This window comes from Deinococcus sp. LM3 (assembly GCF_002017875.1).
GTDB lineage: Bacteria > Deinococcota > Deinococci > Deinococcales > Deinococcaceae > Deinococcus.
In genome coordinates, this window is sequence record NZ_MUFV01000001.1 from 1,127,911 (window position 1) to 1,143,600 (window position 15,690).

Genomic DNA, 15,690 nt, shown 5'->3' on the forward strand with positions numbered 1-15,690 from the left:
CATGAACATTCTCGGCCTGAGCATTCCGCCGCTGGTTCTCGACCTGACGGGCGGCCTGTGCGTGCTGGTCAGCCTGTATTTCCTGTGGGCGAAGAGCAGCACGTACTGGCACTGGAGCAACCTGTCGCTGCTGCCGTACTTCCTGCTGTTCGCGTCGGGCGGGCAGTGGATGCTGGCGGGCTTGCAGGTGACGTACCTGCTGTTCGGGATTCACGGGTTGTACCTGTGGCACCTGGAGGCGCGGCGAGCGCGGGGCGAGATCCGTTTCAACGAGCCGCTCTGGTACGGCGTAACGTGGGCGGCAAGTCTGGCGATCTTCGCGTACACGGTGGCCGTGACGGATTTCAGCGCGGCGTGGAACTGGGTGCAGTTCGCGGCGGTGACGCTGGCGCTGATTGCCAATTTCGGGACGACGCGCCGCTGGGCGTGGTCCTGGCCGGTGTGGATCGCGGTGAATGCCGTGCAGGCGGTGTACTTCTGGCACGCGGAGTACTGGGTGCTGTTCGCGTTGCAGTTCGTGCTGGCGGCCATGAGCGTGGTCGGCTGGCAGGCGTGGCGGCGGGACGAGCGGCGGGAAGTGGCGTTTGCCTGATGGTTGTTCTCCCTCTCCCCTGGCGGGAGAGGGCTGGGGTGAGGGGGCGTGTGACCAGCGAAAGTGGGTTGGTGAAAACCTATCAGCACGGCCTGATCGTCGGGAAGTTCGCGCCGCTGCACCGGGGGCACATGCTCCTGCTGGACGCGGCGCTTGAGCAGTGCGAGCGCGTGAGCGTGTGGGTGTACTCCCGGCCGGACTTTCCGGAGATGCCCAGTCCGCTGCGGCGCGGCTGGATCCGGGCGCTGTACCCGGCGCGGCTGTTTCCGGGGCTGGAGTTGCTGCCGGATGCGCCGAACCCACCCCTGAACGACGAGCCGGATGCCGTGCACCGCGAGTACGTGCGCGGCGTGCTGGACGGCTGGGGGGTGCGGCCGGACGCGGTGTTCACGTCCGAGGGGTACGGCGAGGCGTTCGCGGCGTCGCTGGGCGCAGCGCACGTGTGCGTGGACCGGGCGCGGGCGGCGGTGCCGGTCAGCGGAACGGCTCTGCGGGCGGACGTGCACAGCCTGCGCCACTTCCTTGATCCCGTGGTGTACGCCCATTTCGTGCAGCGCGTGGTGATCCTGGGTGCGGAGAGCACCGGCAAGAGCACCCTGACGCGGGCGCTGGGCGAGGCGTTCGGCACGACCTGGGTGCGCGAGTACGGCCGGGACGTGTACGAACGCGAGAACGGCGCGCTGAGCCCAGGGCACTTCCTGGAGATCGCGCGCGGCCACCGGGCGCTGGAGGACGAGGCCGCGCGGTCGCCCGGCGTGCGCGAGTGGGTGTTCAGCGACACGAACGCCGCCACGACCCTGATGTGGTCGCACCTGCTGACCGGCGCGGCCCCGGCGGAACTGAGCGCCCTGGCCGATGCCTGCCGCACCCGCTACGCGCACACGTTCCTGTGCGACACCGACCTCCCGCACGAACAGGACGGCTGGCGCGCGAACACCGAGGTCCGTGCCGTGCAGCAGGCGTTCATCCGGCAGGACCTCGCCACGCGCGGCGTACCGTTCACGCTGCTGCGCGGCACGGTGGCCGAGCGTGTGGCGCAGGTGCAGGCCGCCCTGAACGGGGCGTAGTACGGAGTCCGTTCCCTGTTCGCAGCCGCCCGGATGGAACGGGTTTTGCAACCCATTCCATCGGAGTCCGGATAAGGTAGGGCATGACGACACCACAGGGGTGGGAGGACCGCAACCGGCAGCAGTTCGACGCGCTGGCGGGCGGGTACGACCGGCTGGGGTTCCTGGCGCGGGTGGCGGCGTTCGTGGCGGACCGGGTGGGCGCGCGGCCGGGGCAGGTGGCGCTGGACGTGATGACCGGGACGGGCGGCGTGGCGCTGGCCCTGACCGGGCAGGTGAGGGCTGGGCAGGTGAGGGCCGGTCAGGGGGGCGCGGGCGGGTCTGTGGTGGGCCTGGACCTGTCGGCGGGCATGGTGGAGGTCGCGCGGCGGCGCGTGCCGGGCGCGCAGTTCGTGGTGGGGGACGCGGCGCACCTGCCCTTCCCGGACGGATCGTTCGACGTGGTGGTGTGCGCGTCGGGGCTGTTCTTCGTGCCGGACATGGGCGCGGCGCTGCGCGAGTGGCGGCGGGTGGTGCGGCCGGGCGGGTCGGTGGTGTTCTCGTCGTTCGGGCGGCGCCTGCTGGGCGACCTGCCGGGGTTGTGGCGGGCGCGGCTGGAGTCGCACGGGGTCACGCCGGGGTTCCCGCCGCTGGGCCGCATTCCCACGCCGGAGGCCGCGCGGGACCTGCTGCTGGGGGCGGGCCTGCGGGACGTGCAGGTGGACCGCACGGACCTGCCGTACACCCTGGCGTGCGTGGGGGACCGCTGGGACGAGATCGCGGCGGGCCTGGAGGGGCAGCCGCTGGCGGGCTTCGCGCCTTCCGTGCGGGCGCAGATCGCGGCGCAGCACTGCGGGCTGGACCTCGCGCCGCTGTTCCTGCGGGGGCCGCTGACCGTGCCGCTGCCGGTGATCGTGGCACGCGGCGTGCGGCCCGAATGACCCCCAGGGGCGCGGCGACTTTCGGAGGATGAACCGCTGGCCTTCCGGGGCGTACTGTGGGGCATGACCAGACCGGAAGATGATGGCAAGGGCACGCCGGGAAACGCGCCGTCGTGGGTGGATGAAGTGCTGGGCCGCGCCGGCACGAGCGGGCCGGACGACGGGCGCCCCCAGGACCTGCGGATTCCCACGGCCACCCCGGCCCCGACCGTCTCGCCGTCCCTGACGAAACCGGCGACGCCCCAGCCGGACCTGGGGGCGCGGCCCATCACGCCGCCCGCCTCGAACCTGGACCGCTTCGGGGAACCGGCGCGACCACAGGCCCCGCAACCGCTGGGCCGCGCGGACGTCGCGCAGAAGAAACTGATCGCGGGGCTGCTGGGCATCTTCCTGGGCAGCCTGGGCGTGCACAAGTTCTACCTGGGGAACACCACGCCCGGCGCGATCATGCTGGGCGTGAACGTGGGCGTGTGGATCGTGGCGTTCGTGCTGGGCCTGCTGACGCTGGGCTTCGGGCTGGTCATCACGTTGCCGCTGGCCGCGCTGGTCAGCAGCGCCGTGGGCCTGCTGGGACTGGTCGAGGGCATCATCTACCTGACCAGGAGTGACGCGGACTTCGAACGCGAGTACATCGTGGGCCAGAAAGCCTGGCTGTAAGCGGCCACCCCTCCCCCCAGCTGACCGGTTCATGAAGCGGTTCGGGGTGGGGTTGTGGGATTCATGTCAACGCGGGAGTGAAACACTGGAGGCATGAACGTCCGCACCTCCCCCTTCCTGCCAGCCTACTGGTGGTGGGGAGGAGTGTGCCTGACGGCCGGACTGTGCGGAACGGTTCTCACGCTGCTGCTGACGGACCAGCCCGGCCCGGTCCTGCTGTTCTCGGGACTGATGCGGGCGGCGGCGCTGCTGCTGCTGGCCCTGGCCGCCGTCCGCGCCCCGCCGGACCTGCGGGGCGTGTTCCGCCGCCTGCTGGCCGCCACGCTGATGTACGTGGCGGGCGAGGCCGCCTTCGTGCTGACCTCGTCGTCCATGGCCGTCTCGACAGGAGAGCCGGGGCTGCCGGACCTGCTGTACCTGGCGTTCTACCCGCTGGTCCTGTGGGCACTCCAGTCCCTGCGGGGCGGGCGTCCGCTGCCGCTGATGTCACGCCTGAACATCCTGGCGACCACCCTGACCATCGTGTTGCCGCTGTACGTCGTGCTGGTGCAGGCCTCGCCGGAGCAGCGGCAGCTGGCGTGGTGGACGGGCGCGCTGTACCCGGCGCTGGACGCCTGGGTCCTGAGTACGCTGCTGGCCCTGCTGTTCACCCGCCGCCGCCTGCCCCTGATCGTCCTGCCACTCGTCACGGGCGTCCTGCTGATCGTGGTGGGCGACATGGCGTACGTGATCCTGAGCGCCCGCGGGCAGTACTCGCCCCTGCATCCCGTCACGGCGCTGTGGACGGCCGCCATGGGCGCCTTCGGCCTGTCGGCCCTGCGGGCCCTGACCCTCACCACCGACCCGGAATGGAACCGGCCCGCCTGGGTACCGGCACTGGTGCAGGCCGGACCGTACGTGGCGCTGGGAGTCGCGACCCTCACCTGGGCGCTGATCTCGCATGGGGAAGCGGTGGAGAACGTGACCTTCGGCGGCATCATGGCCCTCACGGCGCTGCTGCTGGCCCGGCAGGAACTGCTGGGGGTCCGCCAGCGCCGCCTGACCACCCGGCTGCGCAGCACCGCGCAGGCCCTTCAGGGCAGCCGCCGGGACCTGTGGCGGCAACTGCACACCGACGACCTGACCGGCCTGCCCAACCGCCGCGCGTGCCTGGACCGCCTGGACAGCTGGCTGACGCAGAATCCCGCCAGAACCGACGTGGGCGTGCTGTTCCTGGACCTGGACGGGTTCAAGAACGTGAACGACGGGTACGGGCACGCCGCCGGTGACGAGGTGCTGCGCACGGTCGGATACCGCCTGACGGAACTGGCCGGGCAGGAACCCGACCTGCTGCCCGCCCGCCTGAGCGGCGACGAGTTCGCGCTGGTGTTCCTGGGCACCCCCGAGCGTGGCGAGGCGCTGGCCGGGCAGATCGCGGCGCTGATCGCGCGGCCCATCACCCTGCCGGACGGGCAGACCCTCACGACCGCCGGATCGCTGGGGCAGATGCACAGCGCCCTGACGGCCGGCGTGACCACCAGCGCCCTGCTGTCCGGCGCGGATCACGCCATGTACCGCGTGAAACGCGACCGTAAGGCGCAGCGGCCCGTCCCGCACGCCCCCACCCTGTTCGACTGATCCGGATTCCAGCCGGACGGAAGCCGGACGAACGGGGTTACAGCGCCTGCTCGATGTCCGCTTTCAGGTCGGTCAGGGCCTCGACGCCCACGCTCATGCGGATGGTGAGCGGCGTGACCCCGGCGGCGTGGCGGGCCGCCTCGGGCACGCGGGCGTGCGTGGTCGTCCAGGGGTGCACGACCAGGGTGCGCACGTCCCCCAGGTTCGGGGCGATGCGCAGCACCCGCACACGTGACAGGAACGCGCTGGGGTCCGGAACCTCGAAGGTCAGGACCGCGCCCTGCCCGCCGCGCAGGTACGTCTGGGCGAGGTGGTGGTGCGGGTGGCTGGGCAGGCCGGGGTAACTGACCTTCCCGACGCGCGGGTGCGCCTCGAGCCACTGCGCGAGGCCCAGCGCGGTCGCGCTCTCGCGTTCCAGTCGCAGGGCGAGGGTTTCGAGGCCCTGCGCGATCAGGAACGCGCTGTGCGGGGCCAGCGTCATGCCCAGCTGGTGCGCGCCGAACCAGCGTTGCCGCCACGCGAGGGCCGCGTCGCCGCGCACGTTCAGGATGCTCTGCTCGCCGCCGTCCGTGTAGATGGGATTGCGGGTCAGGTCGTGCCCGGTGCCGACCGTGACGGCCCCGCCCAGCACGCTGCCGTGCCCGCCCGCCCACTTGGTCAGGGACTGACTGACGATGTCCGCGCCGTGCGCGAGCGGCCGGGCCAGGAAGCCCACGCCGCCGCAGGTGTTGTCGATGGCCAGCAGCGCCCCGTGCGCGTGCGCGATGTCCGCGAAAGCACGGATGTCCGCGATGTCCCCGGCGGGGTTGCTGATCATCTCGGCCCACACGAGGCGGGTGTTGGGTTGCATGGCGGCCCGCACGGCGTCCGGGGTGTTCTCGACCAGCGTGGCCGTGATGCCCATCAGCGGCAAGATGTTACCCAGCATCCCGGTCGTCCCGCCGAACAGACTGGACGCCGACACCACGTGATCGCCCGCGCGACACACGCTGAGAATCGCGGTCAGGGTGGCCGCCTGCCCGCTCGCCACGGCCACGGTGGCCGCGCCGCCCTCCAGGGTGGTCAGGCGGTCTTCGAGCGCCCGCACGGTCGGGTTCTGAAGGCGGGCGTAACTGAGGCCCGTGTTGTACTGAAATTCGCTCTGCGCTTCTTCCAGCGTGTCGAACTGGAACGCGGCGGCCGCATGGATCGGGAAGCCGATGGTCTGCCCCAGCCCGCGCGGAATGCTGCTCTGCACGGCAGTCGTCTCGTAACTCCAGGGTTCGGCGGGGTGGGCGTCCGGGCGGGGCGTGTCGGTCATGCCCTCACGCTACGCCGCGCGCCGCGCTAGGGTGCCGGGCATGTCCGGCCCACCCGACCCCTTCACCACCCTCCCGGCCCGCCCGGCCGCCACGCTGTCCGTGGGCGTCAGCGTCCTCGTGCAGGACGAGCACGGGCGCGTGCTGCTGCAACGGCGCGGCGACGACGGCCGGTGGGGCACGCCCGGCGGGCACCTGAACCCCGGCGAGAGTTTCCTGCAGGCCGCGCAGCGCGAACTGTTCGAGGAGACCGGCCTGATCTGCCCGGACCTGCACCTGCTGCCCCTCCCGGACGCCCTGATCGACGGCCCCGCCTTCCGCATCAGCACGCCGCGCGGCGACCGCTATCAGGTGGGCCTGCGCACGCGCGGCACCCTCAGCGCCGCCGCGCTGGACCTCGCCGCGCCCGACGACAGCGGCGAAACACTGGCCCTCGCGTGGTTCCCGCTGACCGACCTGCCGCCCCTGAGCGGCGCGATCAATGTCGCCAGCCTGAACCTGCTGCGCCGCGAGCAGGGCCTGCCAGAACTGCCCCAGCCCCCGGCCTAGACGCGACTGGTGGGAGGGGTGCGTCATATCAGCACGACAGCTTTCTGAACACTCCCTAAGCTGAGCATGTGAAACGTTCCCTTGCCCTGCTGACTGTCGGCGCCCTGCTGCTCGCCTCCTGCGACCGCACCACTCCCACCCCCACCGATCCCGCCCAGAAGGAACCCGCCGCCCCTGTCGTGGGCCAGAGCCTGGAAGTACAGGACGTGGCCGGCACCGCCCAGAGCGCCGCCAAACAGATGGCCGCCATGACCGACCCGAACAACCCGGACCTGGACCCCGACCTGAAAACACTGCTGGGTCTGTTCAATGTGGGCGGCGCGCCCGTCCGCCCGAACAGCCTGGACCTGAGCGGCGCCGCCTCGTTCGGCAAGAGCTTCGTGCAGGGCATCGGCGGGAAGGGGCGCGTCACCACGCAGGCCCTGACGACCGTGCAGGAAGCCCTGCCCACCGGCACCCGCACCATCAACCGTGACGGGACGATCTCGGAAACCACCACGCCCACCGACGGGTACGTGCTGGTGGACGCCCGCTCTGACCTGCGCATTCAAGCCCAGTGGAAGGTCGGCGGCGCCGCGACCGTCTGGGTGAACAACGGCTACCGGTACGATTACCGCACCGGGCAGAGCGTGATGGTGCAGCAGGAAGTGCCCACCAATGCGACCGGCAGCGTCACCGCCTCCGGCAAGACCGTGGCGGGCCTGAAGTTCAACATGACGCCCGGCGACTGCCTGAACACCGTCGGCCCCACCGCACTGACCCTGAGCGGCTGGGCGGGCCGCGAGGCGAACGCCCCCGTCAAACTGGACCTGGCATACGCCTGGACCGAGAAGGACGTGCTGCTCAGCGGCTCGGCGCAGTACGCGACCACCAAAGAGAAGGTGGCGGCCAGCATGAAACTGAACGTGACCGGCACCACCCGCAACCGCTGCGGCGACGCGTTCGCGTTCACGCCCACCCGCGCCGACCTGACCGGCACGCTGGACATCCCCAGCCACAAGACCGAACTGAACGTGTACCTGCGCGACCTGAGCAACCTGGAATTCAGCGCCCAGGCCATGAACGCCCCCAACGCCCTGGACCGGATCGGCGGGACCGTGAACGCCGCCCTGACCTTCAACGGCAAGGCCGTCGTGACCGCCTTCGGCCCGCTGGCCGACGGGAACGACATGGACCTGCAGCCGGGCGATCAGGTGAAGTTCCGCTACGTGAAGAGCGGCAAACTGGTCGAAGCGGACTTCCGCACCGCCGAGAAGGACCTGCAGGAACTCGCCAACCCGCGCCGCTGAACCGGCCAGATCACCACTCAGTCGTAGGAGGTACTGGAGACACCTGCACGGAAGAGTGAGGCAGTTGACGCGCTGCACCGCCGCATCTACAGGGACAGAGCATCACAGGGGGTTTAATGAACGACGACAATTTTTCACTACGTAAAGTTTCCACAGAAGAAATCACTTCCGTACCGTCTACTGAACTGATTTCTGCTCCCAGCACTGAGATCACCTCACCAGCTTCCAGCACTGCTCCGGCAGCAGGAAGTGAAATCGGTGCTGTGCCGTCGTCATTCTCCCCTCAACGTGCCCAGACAGATCCCCAGGCTGCTCTGCGCGCCCGCATCGAAGCTGAAGAACTGGCCAAATTTCAGGAAGAGCAGATGCGCGCCGAGATTCGTATGCGTATGACTGGGCAGCAGGCGCCCGCTACGCCCGCGCCAGTTATCGTCAACATCACCAACACGAGCAGTAGTGTCTCAACTGCCACGGCGAATGTGGCGGCTGTCAGCAATGTTCGTCAGCATCCTTCAACAATTATCCGCCTCCTGTACTTCCTCTTCATCGGTTGGTGGGCTGGTTTCATCTGGGTGGGCGTGGCGCTTCTGCTGTGTATCAGCGTGATCGGGCTTCCCATTGGCCTGCTGATGCTCAGCCGCGCTCTGGATTCCTTCATCCTGTAGTCCAGAAAATGGCGGTCGTCAGAAGCTGCTGCGCGTACCGGCGCAACGTGCCGATGCCACCAAAGGGAACAGTCACTTCTATCTCCTGATATCAGGCCGGGGCGGGTGCTCCGGCCTGCGCCTTTCCGGGTTGCCCTGTCTGCGGCCGCGCCGGTGTGGGCGGTGAGGTAGCGTGGTTCATGCGGATCGAGGACATGAACTGGGCCATGGTGGCCGAGACGCTGCGCACCGAGGACCGTTGCGTGCTGCCGCTGGGCTGCACCGAGCAGCACGCGACCCTGAGTCTGGCGACCGACACGCGCCTCGCCGCGCGGGTGGCGGCCGAGGCCGCTGACGGGCTGGGCGTGCCGGTATTCCCGGCGCTGCCGTACGGGGTGACGCCGTCGTTCACGGCGTACCCGGGCACCGTGAGTCTGCGGGTGGGCACGTACCTGGCGTTGCTGGACGACCTGCTGTCCGGCCTGCACGCCCAGGGGTTCCGGCGGATTCTGATCGTGAACGGGCATGGGGGGAACTCGCCGGGGCAGGGGTGGCTGGGGGAGTGGCTGGCGCGGCATCCGGACGCGCGGGTGCAGTGGCATAACTGGTGGAACGCGCCGCGCACCTGGGCGGCCGTGCAGGCGACCGACGAACTGGCGAGTCACGCGAGCTGGATGGAGAACTTCCCCTGGACGCGCCTGGAGGGCGTGGCGGCCCCCGAGGAGCGCAAACCCATGGTGGACGTGGCGGCCCTGCGGCAACTGCCGCCCGCGCTGGTGCGGGAGCGGCTGGGCGACGGGAATTACGGCGGGCTGCACCGCCGCCCGGACCGGGAGATGCAGCGCATCTGGCAGGAGGCCGTCGCGGAGACGCGCGCCCTGCTTCAGGGAGGCTGGGCGTGACCCTGATGCAACTGCGGGCCGTGTGGGGCAACCGTCCCCTGATGGCGGCGTCGGCGGGCGCGTTGATTCAGGACGAGCACGGGCGGGTGCTCCTGCAACGCCGGGGTGATGACGGCCTGTGGGGCGAACCGGGCGGCGCGCTGGAACCCGGCGAGAGCTTCCTGACCGGCGCGCGACGCGAACTGTTCGAGGAGACCGGCCTGGACTGCCCGAACCTGACGCTGCTGCCGCTGCCCGAGGGGCTTCAGGACGGCCCGGAGCTGTTCCACCGCTACCCGAACGGGCACGAGATCTACATCATCGGGATGCGCGCGCACGGCACCCTGAACGCCGCCGCGCTGAAGCACGCCGCGCCGGACGACAGCGGCGAGACGCTGGAACTCCAGTGGTTCCCGCTGGACGCCCTGCCGGACCTCAGCAACAACGCCAACCGCGCCAGCATGAACGTCCTGCGTGCCCGCGCGGGCCTCCCGCCCATGCCCCTGGCCCCCACGCCACCCGCGCCGCCGGTCGGGAACTTCCTGATGGACTTACGGCGCGTGATCGGCCCGCGCCCCTGGTTCGCGCCCGGCTCGAACGTCCTCATCACCGACGACCAGGGGCGCCTCCTGCTGCTGCGGCACGGGCACACCCGCCTGTGGACGCTCCCCGGCGGCAGCCTGGAACCCGGCGAGACCTTCGCCCAGACCGCCGCGCGGGAACTGTTCGAGGAGACCGGCCTGCACGCCGCCCACCTGAAACCGCTGCGCATGTTCGCCGGACCCGAGTACCGCTTCACGTACCCCAACGGACACGTCGTGGACTTCGTGTCGGTCCTGTACCGCGCCCACGGCGTCACCGGCACCCTCACCCCCCAGCCCGGCGAGGTGCTGGAGGTCGGCTGGTTCAGCCGGGATGACCTTCCCCCCGAGGAGGAACTGAGCGGCGAACTGATCCGCGCGAACCTCCGCTGGTGGCGCACGCACGGCTGACCCGACTCAGCGGGCAGCCCCTTATTCAGCCTGCCCGGTCAGGAACGCGCGGAGTTCCCGCATGAGGGCGTGCAGCGCGCCCAGCGTGCCGACCACGTCCCCCTCGACCTGAAGGCCGTGATTCACGCCGTCCAGTACGAGCACCCGCACGCCCGCGCCGGTCAGTTCCGTGATCCACTCGGGGCGGTAGTGGCCGTCCTGAGTGCCGATCACGACCAGCGAGGTCGCCGCGTGCGCCGCGATGGCCGCGCGGACCTCCGGGCGTTCCAGCAGCGGCGTGAGCCACACCAGCCGCGCACCGGGCGGCACCGCTCCCCCCTGCAGCAGCAGGGTCAGGCCCAGCGTCCCGATGGATTTCGCCACCACACAAGCACCCCCCGGTTCCGGCAGGATCGCGTGGCAGGCGGCCCGCACGTCCTCCCGCAGCCAGGCCAATTGCTCCTCCGGCGGGGCGTCCATGAACGCCGGGACGTTCCAGCGGGTGTCGAGTGCCAGCGTGTCGAACCCCAGTTCATCCAGCAGAAGAGCCGGGTACAGCAGGCCCGGCTGCCGCGCCCCGTACCCCAGCCCCGGCAGCAGCAGCGCCGCCCCCACCGCCTCGCCCGGCGGGTGTCGGTTCACCATGCAGGGCAGCGCCTCGCCCCGGAAGCCGCGCACATCTGCCGTCACTGTCTCGGAAGTCATGCCCGAGCCTACCCGCCCCCACCCGGCGCCGCTGCTGCACCTGCACGGAAAGGAGGCCAGAGCACATGACCCTGGCCTCTTTCTGCCTCCCCTTTGAGGGGAGGTGCCCCGGAGGGGCGGACTCGAAGAGCTGCCCCGCAGAGGGGTTACTTCTCGCGGATATTCCAGCCCTGCGCGCGGACGGCGGTCATCAGGGCGTCCATGACGGGGTCCACCTCGGCGTCGGTGAGGGTCCTATCCCCGCGGAAGACGAGGCGCACGGCGACGGAACGGTTGCCCGCGCCGATCTGCTCGCCGGTGAACACGTCGAAGGGTTCCACGCTTTCGAGCAGGGTGCCGCCGTGTTCGCGCAGCAGGGCGGCGATCTCGCCGTAGCTGACGCCGGTGGGGGTGATGACGGCGAGGTCACGCCACGCGGCGGGGGCGCGGCTGGGGTCGCGGAACGCCCACTCGCGGCCCGGCAGGGGCAGCGCGGCTTCCATGAGGAAGGTGTCGCCCTTGAGGCCGAACGCCTGGGCGATCTCGGGGTGCAGCGCGCCGAGCCAGCCGACGCTCTGCCCGTTCCAGATGACCTCGCCCGCGATGCCGGGGTGCAGGGCTTGTGGGGCGTCCTTACGGTGCCCCGACAACACTTCCAGTTGATTCGCGACGCTTGTACCACCCATCTGGCGCAGTTCGAAGCTGGCGCCCAGGGTGCCCGCCAGCGATTCGACGAGGCCCTTGAACGCCCGGAAGTCCCCGGCGACGCCCGCCTGATCGGTGCGGGGTGCCAGCGGTCCGCGCATCAGGAGGCCGACGCGTTCGGTCTCGCCGCTGGCGGGGAAGATGCGGCCCATCTCGAAGATCAGCACGCGGTCGCCTTTCGCGTGGGCCTGCGCGGCCTTCACGAGGCTGGGGTACAGCGCGGTGCGCAGCCCGGTGCGGTCGGCGGTCAGGGGGTTGCGCAGGCGCACGCCGGGCCGCTCGGTGCGGGCCTTCCCGGCTTCCTCGTCGCTGGTGAAGGTGTACGTGACGACCTCCTGCGCGCCCAGTCCGGCCAGGGTGCGGCGCAGGGTCGCGCGGGCCACGCCGGGCTTCTCCGCGCCGATGTTGCTTTCATGCACGCGCAGGGTGGGGAGGCTCTCGGGGAGATGCACGAAGCCGTGCAGGCGCGCGACCTCCTCGGCGAGGTCCTGCCAGATGGCCATGTCCACCCGCCACGAAGGTGGCAGGGCGCTCAGGGTATCCCCCTCCCCTTCCACGACGCAGCCCAGGCGGGTGAGGATGCCGCGCATCTCGTCGGTGTCCACGGGCATGCCCAGCAGCGCGCGGATCTGCTCGCCCGTCGCCTCGATCCGGCCGGGGATCTCGGGGTCGCCCACGACGGTCGCGCCGGGGTGCACCTGCCCGCCCGCGTCGCCCAGCAGGCCCACCAAGCGGGCCGCCGCGCGTTCGGGCAGCAGGGGGTCCACGCCGCGCTCGTAGCGGTACACGGCGTCGGTCTTGAGGCCCAGGCGGGTGCTCGTGCGGCGCAGCAGCACCGGGTCGAAGTGCGCGACCTCGACCACCACGTCCGTCGTGTCGGCCCGCACGTGCCCGTGGTCGCCACCCATGATGCCCGCGATGCCCAGCACCGTATCCCCCACTTTGGGCTGCTTTGCGGTCTCGAACGCCTCCGCGACGGTGGACACCTCGGGCTGCGCGCCGTCGAGGATCAGCAGGTCCTCCGGGCCGACCTCGTGCTCGCCGCCCATCAGGTCCCGCACCCGCTCGCCCTGCCGCAGCCCGAACGCCACGAGAATCTGATCGCCGCGCACGTCCCGCCGGTCGTACAGCGCCGTCGGCTGACCCAGTTCCAGCATCACGTAGTTGCTGGTATCCACGATCAGGTCAATGGAGCGCATGCCGGACAGGGTCACGCGGCGCTGCATCCACAGCGGCGACGGGCCGTTCCGCAGCCCACTGACGGTGCGGGCCACGAAGCGGTCGCAGCCGAAGCGCAGCTTCTGCGTCGGGTCCCGCTCGATGCGGATGCCCTTGGGCGGCAGGGACACGCGGATCTCGCCCTCCCCCACCGCCTGCGGCCCGGCCGGGGGCTGCACCAGTTCCAGTTTCAGGAACGCCGCCAGATCCCGCGCCAGCCCCAGCGCGCTCAGCACGTCCGCGCGGTTCGGGGTGACCTCCACGTCCAGCACGTGATCCGCCGCCCACAGCTCCCGCATGGGCGTCCCCGGTTTCGCCGTCCCGGCCGGGAACAGCATCAGGCCCGCCGCGCTCTCGCCCAGGCCCAGCTCCTTCGCGCTGGCTGCCATGCCCCACGACTCCACGCCCTGCAAGGCCCGCACGCCGTACGTCATGCCGCCCAGCTCCGTGCCCGGCGACACCAGCGCCAGCATCGTCCCCGCCGGCAGCCCCACCGCGTTCCCCGCACCCGACGCGATGACCTTCTCGCCGTGCTCACCGACATCCAGCGTCAGGCGCGTCAGCTGCGTGCCCGGCATCGCCTCGGCCGCCTTCACCGCCACCAGCAGCACCCCCGCCGGCGGCGCCGGCACCTCCTCCACACCCTCCAGCGGCAGACCCAGCTGCGCGAAAATCGGCTCCAGCTCCGACACGACCGGCAGACCCGGCACCAGTTCCTTCAACCACGAATACGGAATTTTCATTGAGTAACCTCTTGAGTTGGTCGGGGGGTAGGGAACCCCTCACCCCGCCCCTCTCTCCAAGGGAGAGGGAGAAAAACGCTCTGGCTTCAGCTTTCTGTCAGGCCCTCTCCCGTGGGGAGAGGGGTTGGGGTGAGGGGTCCGTGCGCCACCTCGCGCACCAGTTCCCGCGCCCGCTCGGGCACGAGGTTCACGGCGTCGAGCTGCGTGAGGGGCACCCACTGCGGCGAGTACCAGTTCTCGTCGCTGCTGCGGATGGCTTCCGGGCCGTCGCCGAGGCGCATCTCGCCGGACTGCACCTGCGCCCGGAAGTAGTGCTCCAGGTTGCCGATGTTCTCCAGCACGAGGAGTTCGGGGCCGACGGTGACGGTCAGGTTCACTTCCTCCAGTACCTCACGGATGCAGGCCTGTGCGGGCGTCTCGCCGTCCTCGATGCCACCGCCGGGCAACGTGGCGTATGCGCGGCCCGCCTTGCGCCGGAGCATGAGCAGGACTTCGTGATGATCATTGAGGATGATGGCGACGGCGCGGGCTCTCACTCCAGCTCTCCCCGGAACTGCCCGATCACGCGGGGGTCGTTGGCGTAGAAGTAGCGGATGTCGGGGATCTTGTACTTGAGCATGGCGATGCGTTCCGGGCCGAGGCCGAACGCGAAGCCGGTCTTGCCTTCGTACACGCGCTCCTTGCCCTGGGCTTCGCGGAGGTCGTCGACGGCTTTGAAGACGCTGGGGTGGACCATGCCGCACCCGCCGAGTTCGAGCCATTTGCTTTCGCCGCGGGGGTTGTCCCAGTACACGGCGAAGTCGGCGCCGGGTTCCACGAAGGGGTAGTAGCTGGGCTGGAAGCGGACTTTGGCGCCGGGGCCGTAGAGGCCGCGGGCCATTTCGGCGATGGTGCCTTTCAAGTCGGCCATGCTGATGTGGTCGCCCACCACGAGGCCTTCGAGCTGGTGGAACATGCTTTCGTGGGTGGCGTCGGTGGCTTCGTAGCGGTAGACCTTGCCGCGCACGACGATTTTCAGGTCGGGTTCGTGATTGACCATGTAGCGGATCTGCATGGGGCTGGTGTGGGTGCGCAGCAGGCGGCCGTCCTCAAGCCAGAAGGTGTCCTGGAGGTCGCGGGCGGGGTGGTACCAGGGGACGTTGAGGGCTTCGAAGTTGTGGTGTTCGTCTTCGACTTCGGGTCCCTCGACGACCGTGTACCCGAGGCGTTCGTAGATGCCGGTCAGGTCGTCGTAGACGCGGTTGATGGGGTGCAGGCCGCCTGCGGGGAGCGGCAGGCCGGGGAGGGTGACGTCGATGACTTCGCTGGCCAGCTGGGCGTCGAGGGCTTCGCGCTTCAGGGTGGCTTCGCGTTCATCCAGGGCGTCCTGGATGGCCTGCCGGACGGCGTTGATCTCGGCGCCGCGTGCCTTGCGTTCCTCAGGGGGCAGTTTGCCCAGGGAGCCGAGTTCGCGGGTGACGAGGCCGCTCTTGCCGACGTACCTGGTCTTGACGGTCTGGAGCGCTTCGAGGGTGGTGGCCGCCTGGATGGCCTGGATGGCTTCGTGTTGCATGGGTTCTCCTGTGTGGGAATGAACGGTCTGGCCATGAAAAAGCCCCGCCTCACGGGGGTGGGCGGGGTGACTCGCTGCGGCCTGAGGTTCAGGCGAGCGTGACCCCGGAGCGGGTAAACGGCGAAAGTGTACCGGGCCGGGGCGTCATGCCTGTCAGGGTAGCAGGTTTGCGCGGGCGCAGCATCCGGCCGGCGCTGCCCTGCCGCTGTTCTTCTGGCTGGTACGGGCGCTGTCCGTTTCGGTCGGGGCTGGCCGGAACGCCGGGTGGCCGGGTTGGCAGCCGGGCGACTGATGAGCCGGCAG

General features: G+C 70.3%; 15 protein-coding genes. 10 read left to right on the forward strand and 5 right to left on the reverse strand.

Annotated elements, in window-relative coordinates; translation table 11 throughout:
• Position 1: 1 nt before the first annotated feature.
• The 5 genes from BXU09_RS05280 to BXU09_RS05300 all read left to right on the forward strand — a co-directional run bounded on the left by BXU09_RS05280 (position 2) and on the right by BXU09_RS05300 (position 4,853).
• Positions 2–592 (forward strand): nicotinamide mononucleotide transporter family protein, encoded by a 591-nt coding sequence (locus BXU09_RS05280; protein ID WP_168174565.1) that lies wholly within the window; start codon positions 2–4, stop codon positions 590–592.
• 50 nt (positions 593–642) lie between these two features.
• Positions 643–1,659: an AAA family ATPase gene (locus tag BXU09_RS05285; RefSeq protein ID WP_240501028.1), complete on the forward strand. Its 1,017-nt coding sequence runs from the start codon at positions 643–645 to the stop codon at positions 1,657–1,659.
• A gap of 83 nt (positions 1,660–1,742) precedes the next feature.
• Positions 1,743–2,579, forward strand: coding sequence for a methyltransferase domain-containing protein (locus tag BXU09_RS05290; protein WP_078301022.1), 837 nt, complete (start codon positions 1,743–1,745; stop codon positions 2,577–2,579).
• A 63-nt stretch (positions 2,580–2,642) separates the two neighbouring features.
• Positions 2,643–3,236, forward strand: coding sequence for a TM2 domain-containing protein (locus BXU09_RS05295; protein WP_078301024.1), 594 nt, complete (start codon positions 2,643–2,645; stop codon positions 3,234–3,236).
• Positions 3,237–3,329: 93 nt separating this feature from the next.
• Positions 3,330–4,853 (forward strand): GGDEF domain-containing protein, encoded by a 1,524-nt coding sequence (locus tag BXU09_RS05300; protein WP_078301026.1) that lies wholly within the window; start codon positions 3,330–3,332, stop codon positions 4,851–4,853.
• 37 nt (positions 4,854–4,890) lie between these two features.
• Here the strand turns inward: BXU09_RS05300 and BXU09_RS05305 are convergent, their stop codons facing one another.
• Positions 4,891–6,153, reverse strand: a complete 1,263-nt coding sequence (locus BXU09_RS05305; RefSeq protein ID WP_078301028.1) for an aminotransferase class V-fold PLP-dependent enzyme — start codon at positions 6,151–6,153, stop codon at positions 4,891–4,893.
• Between the two features lie 40 nt (positions 6,154–6,193).
• On the opposite strand from BXU09_RS05305, the gene BXU09_RS05310 reads away from it, so the two are divergent.
• The 5 genes from BXU09_RS05310 (at position 6,194) to BXU09_RS05330 (ending at position 10,506) form a co-directional block, all read left to right on the forward strand.
• The gene (locus BXU09_RS05310) at positions 6,194–6,700 is read left to right on the forward strand and encodes an NUDIX domain-containing protein (protein ID WP_078304776.1); all 507 of its coding nucleotides are present in this window, start codon (positions 6,194–6,196) and stop codon (positions 6,698–6,700) included.
• A gap of 68 nt (positions 6,701–6,768) precedes the next feature.
• Positions 6,769–7,989, forward strand: a complete 1,221-nt coding sequence (locus tag BXU09_RS05315; RefSeq protein ID WP_078301029.1) for a hypothetical protein — start codon at positions 6,769–6,771, stop codon at positions 7,987–7,989.
• 116 nt (positions 7,990–8,105) lie between these two features.
• A complete protein-coding gene (locus tag BXU09_RS20125; RefSeq protein WP_144011990.1) occupies positions 8,106–8,654 on the forward strand; it encodes a YccF domain-containing protein in 549 nt (182 codons plus the stop codon).
• Between the two features lie 179 nt (positions 8,655–8,833).
• Positions 8,834–9,535 (forward strand): creatininase family protein, encoded by a 702-nt coding sequence (locus BXU09_RS05325; RefSeq protein ID WP_078301031.1) that lies wholly within the window; start codon positions 8,834–8,836, stop codon positions 9,533–9,535.
• Between the two features lie 5 nt (positions 9,536–9,540).
• The gene (locus BXU09_RS05330) at positions 9,541–10,506 is read left to right on the forward strand and encodes an NUDIX domain-containing protein (RefSeq protein WP_078304778.1); all 966 of its coding nucleotides are present in this window, start codon (positions 9,541–9,543) and stop codon (positions 10,504–10,506) included.
• Between the two features lie 21 nt (positions 10,507–10,527).
• Here BXU09_RS05330 and BXU09_RS05335 read toward each other — a convergent pair whose 3' ends face one another.
• From BXU09_RS05335 to pheS, 4 genes are all read right to left on the reverse strand, one after another.
• Positions 10,528–11,190 carry a hypothetical protein gene (locus BXU09_RS05335; RefSeq protein ID WP_144011991.1) on the reverse strand — a complete coding sequence of 221 codons (663 nt, stop codon included), beginning with the start codon at positions 11,188–11,190 and terminating at the stop codon, positions 10,528–10,530.
• 146 nt (positions 11,191–11,336) lie between these two features.
• Positions 11,337–13,835 carry a phenylalanine--tRNA ligase subunit beta gene (locus BXU09_RS05340; RefSeq protein ID WP_078301033.1) on the reverse strand — a complete coding sequence of 833 codons (2,499 nt, stop codon included), beginning with the start codon at positions 13,833–13,835 and terminating at the stop codon, positions 11,337–11,339.
• An 86-nt stretch (positions 13,836–13,921) separates the two neighbouring features.
• Positions 13,922–14,371 carry an NUDIX domain-containing protein gene (locus BXU09_RS05345; RefSeq protein ID WP_078301034.1) on the reverse strand — a complete coding sequence of 150 codons (450 nt, stop codon included), beginning with the start codon at positions 14,369–14,371 and terminating at the stop codon, positions 13,922–13,924.
• Positions 14,368–15,387 (reverse strand): phenylalanine--tRNA ligase subunit alpha, encoded by a 1,020-nt coding sequence (gene pheS, locus BXU09_RS05350; RefSeq protein ID WP_078301035.1) that lies wholly within the window; start codon positions 15,385–15,387, stop codon positions 14,368–14,370. The genes BXU09_RS05345 and pheS overlap by 4 nt, the downstream gene beginning before the upstream one ends.
• Positions 15,388–15,690: the final 303 nt, after the last annotated feature.

What these genes read in the sequence shown, in the direction of transcription:
- BXU09_RS05280 (WP_168174565.1), top strand. Translation starts at nt 2, where the DNA reads ATGAACATTCTCGGCCTGAGCATTCCGCCGCTGGTTCTCGACCTGACG.
- BXU09_RS05290 (WP_078301022.1), top strand. Translation starts at nt 1,743, where the DNA reads ATGACGACACCACAGGGGTGGGAGGACCGCAACCGGCAGCAGTTCGAC.
- BXU09_RS05295 (WP_078301024.1), top strand. Translation starts at nt 2,643, where the DNA reads ATGACCAGACCGGAAGATGATGGCAAGGGCACGCCGGGAAACGCGCCG.
- BXU09_RS05300 (WP_078301026.1), top strand. Translation starts at nt 3,330, where the DNA reads ATGAACGTCCGCACCTCCCCCTTCCTGCCAGCCTACTGGTGGTGGGGA.
- BXU09_RS05305 (WP_078301028.1), bottom strand. Translation starts at nt 6,153, where the DNA reads ATGACCGACACGCCCCGCCCGGACGCCCACCCCGCCGAACCCTGGAGT.
- BXU09_RS05310 (WP_078304776.1), top strand. Translation starts at nt 6,194, where the DNA reads ATGTCCGGCCCACCCGACCCCTTCACCACCCTCCCGGCCCGCCCGGCC.
- BXU09_RS20125 (WP_144011990.1), top strand. Translation starts at nt 8,106, where the DNA reads ATGAACGACGACAATTTTTCACTACGTAAAGTTTCCACAGAAGAAATC.
- BXU09_RS05325 (WP_078301031.1), top strand. Translation starts at nt 8,834, where the DNA reads ATGCGGATCGAGGACATGAACTGGGCCATGGTGGCCGAGACGCTGCGC.
- BXU09_RS05330 (WP_078304778.1), top strand. Translation starts at nt 9,541, where the DNA reads ATGCAACTGCGGGCCGTGTGGGGCAACCGTCCCCTGATGGCGGCGTCG.
- BXU09_RS05335 (WP_144011991.1), bottom strand. Translation starts at nt 11,190, where the DNA reads ATGACTTCCGAGACAGTGACGGCAGATGTGCGCGGCTTCCGGGGCGAG.
- BXU09_RS05340 (WP_078301033.1), bottom strand. Translation starts at nt 13,835, where the DNA reads ATGAAAATTCCGTATTCGTGGTTGAAGGAACTGGTGCCGGGTCTGCCG.
- pheS (WP_078301035.1), bottom strand. Translation starts at nt 15,387, where the DNA reads ATGCAACACGAAGCCATCCAGGCCATCCAGGCGGCCACCACCCTCGAA.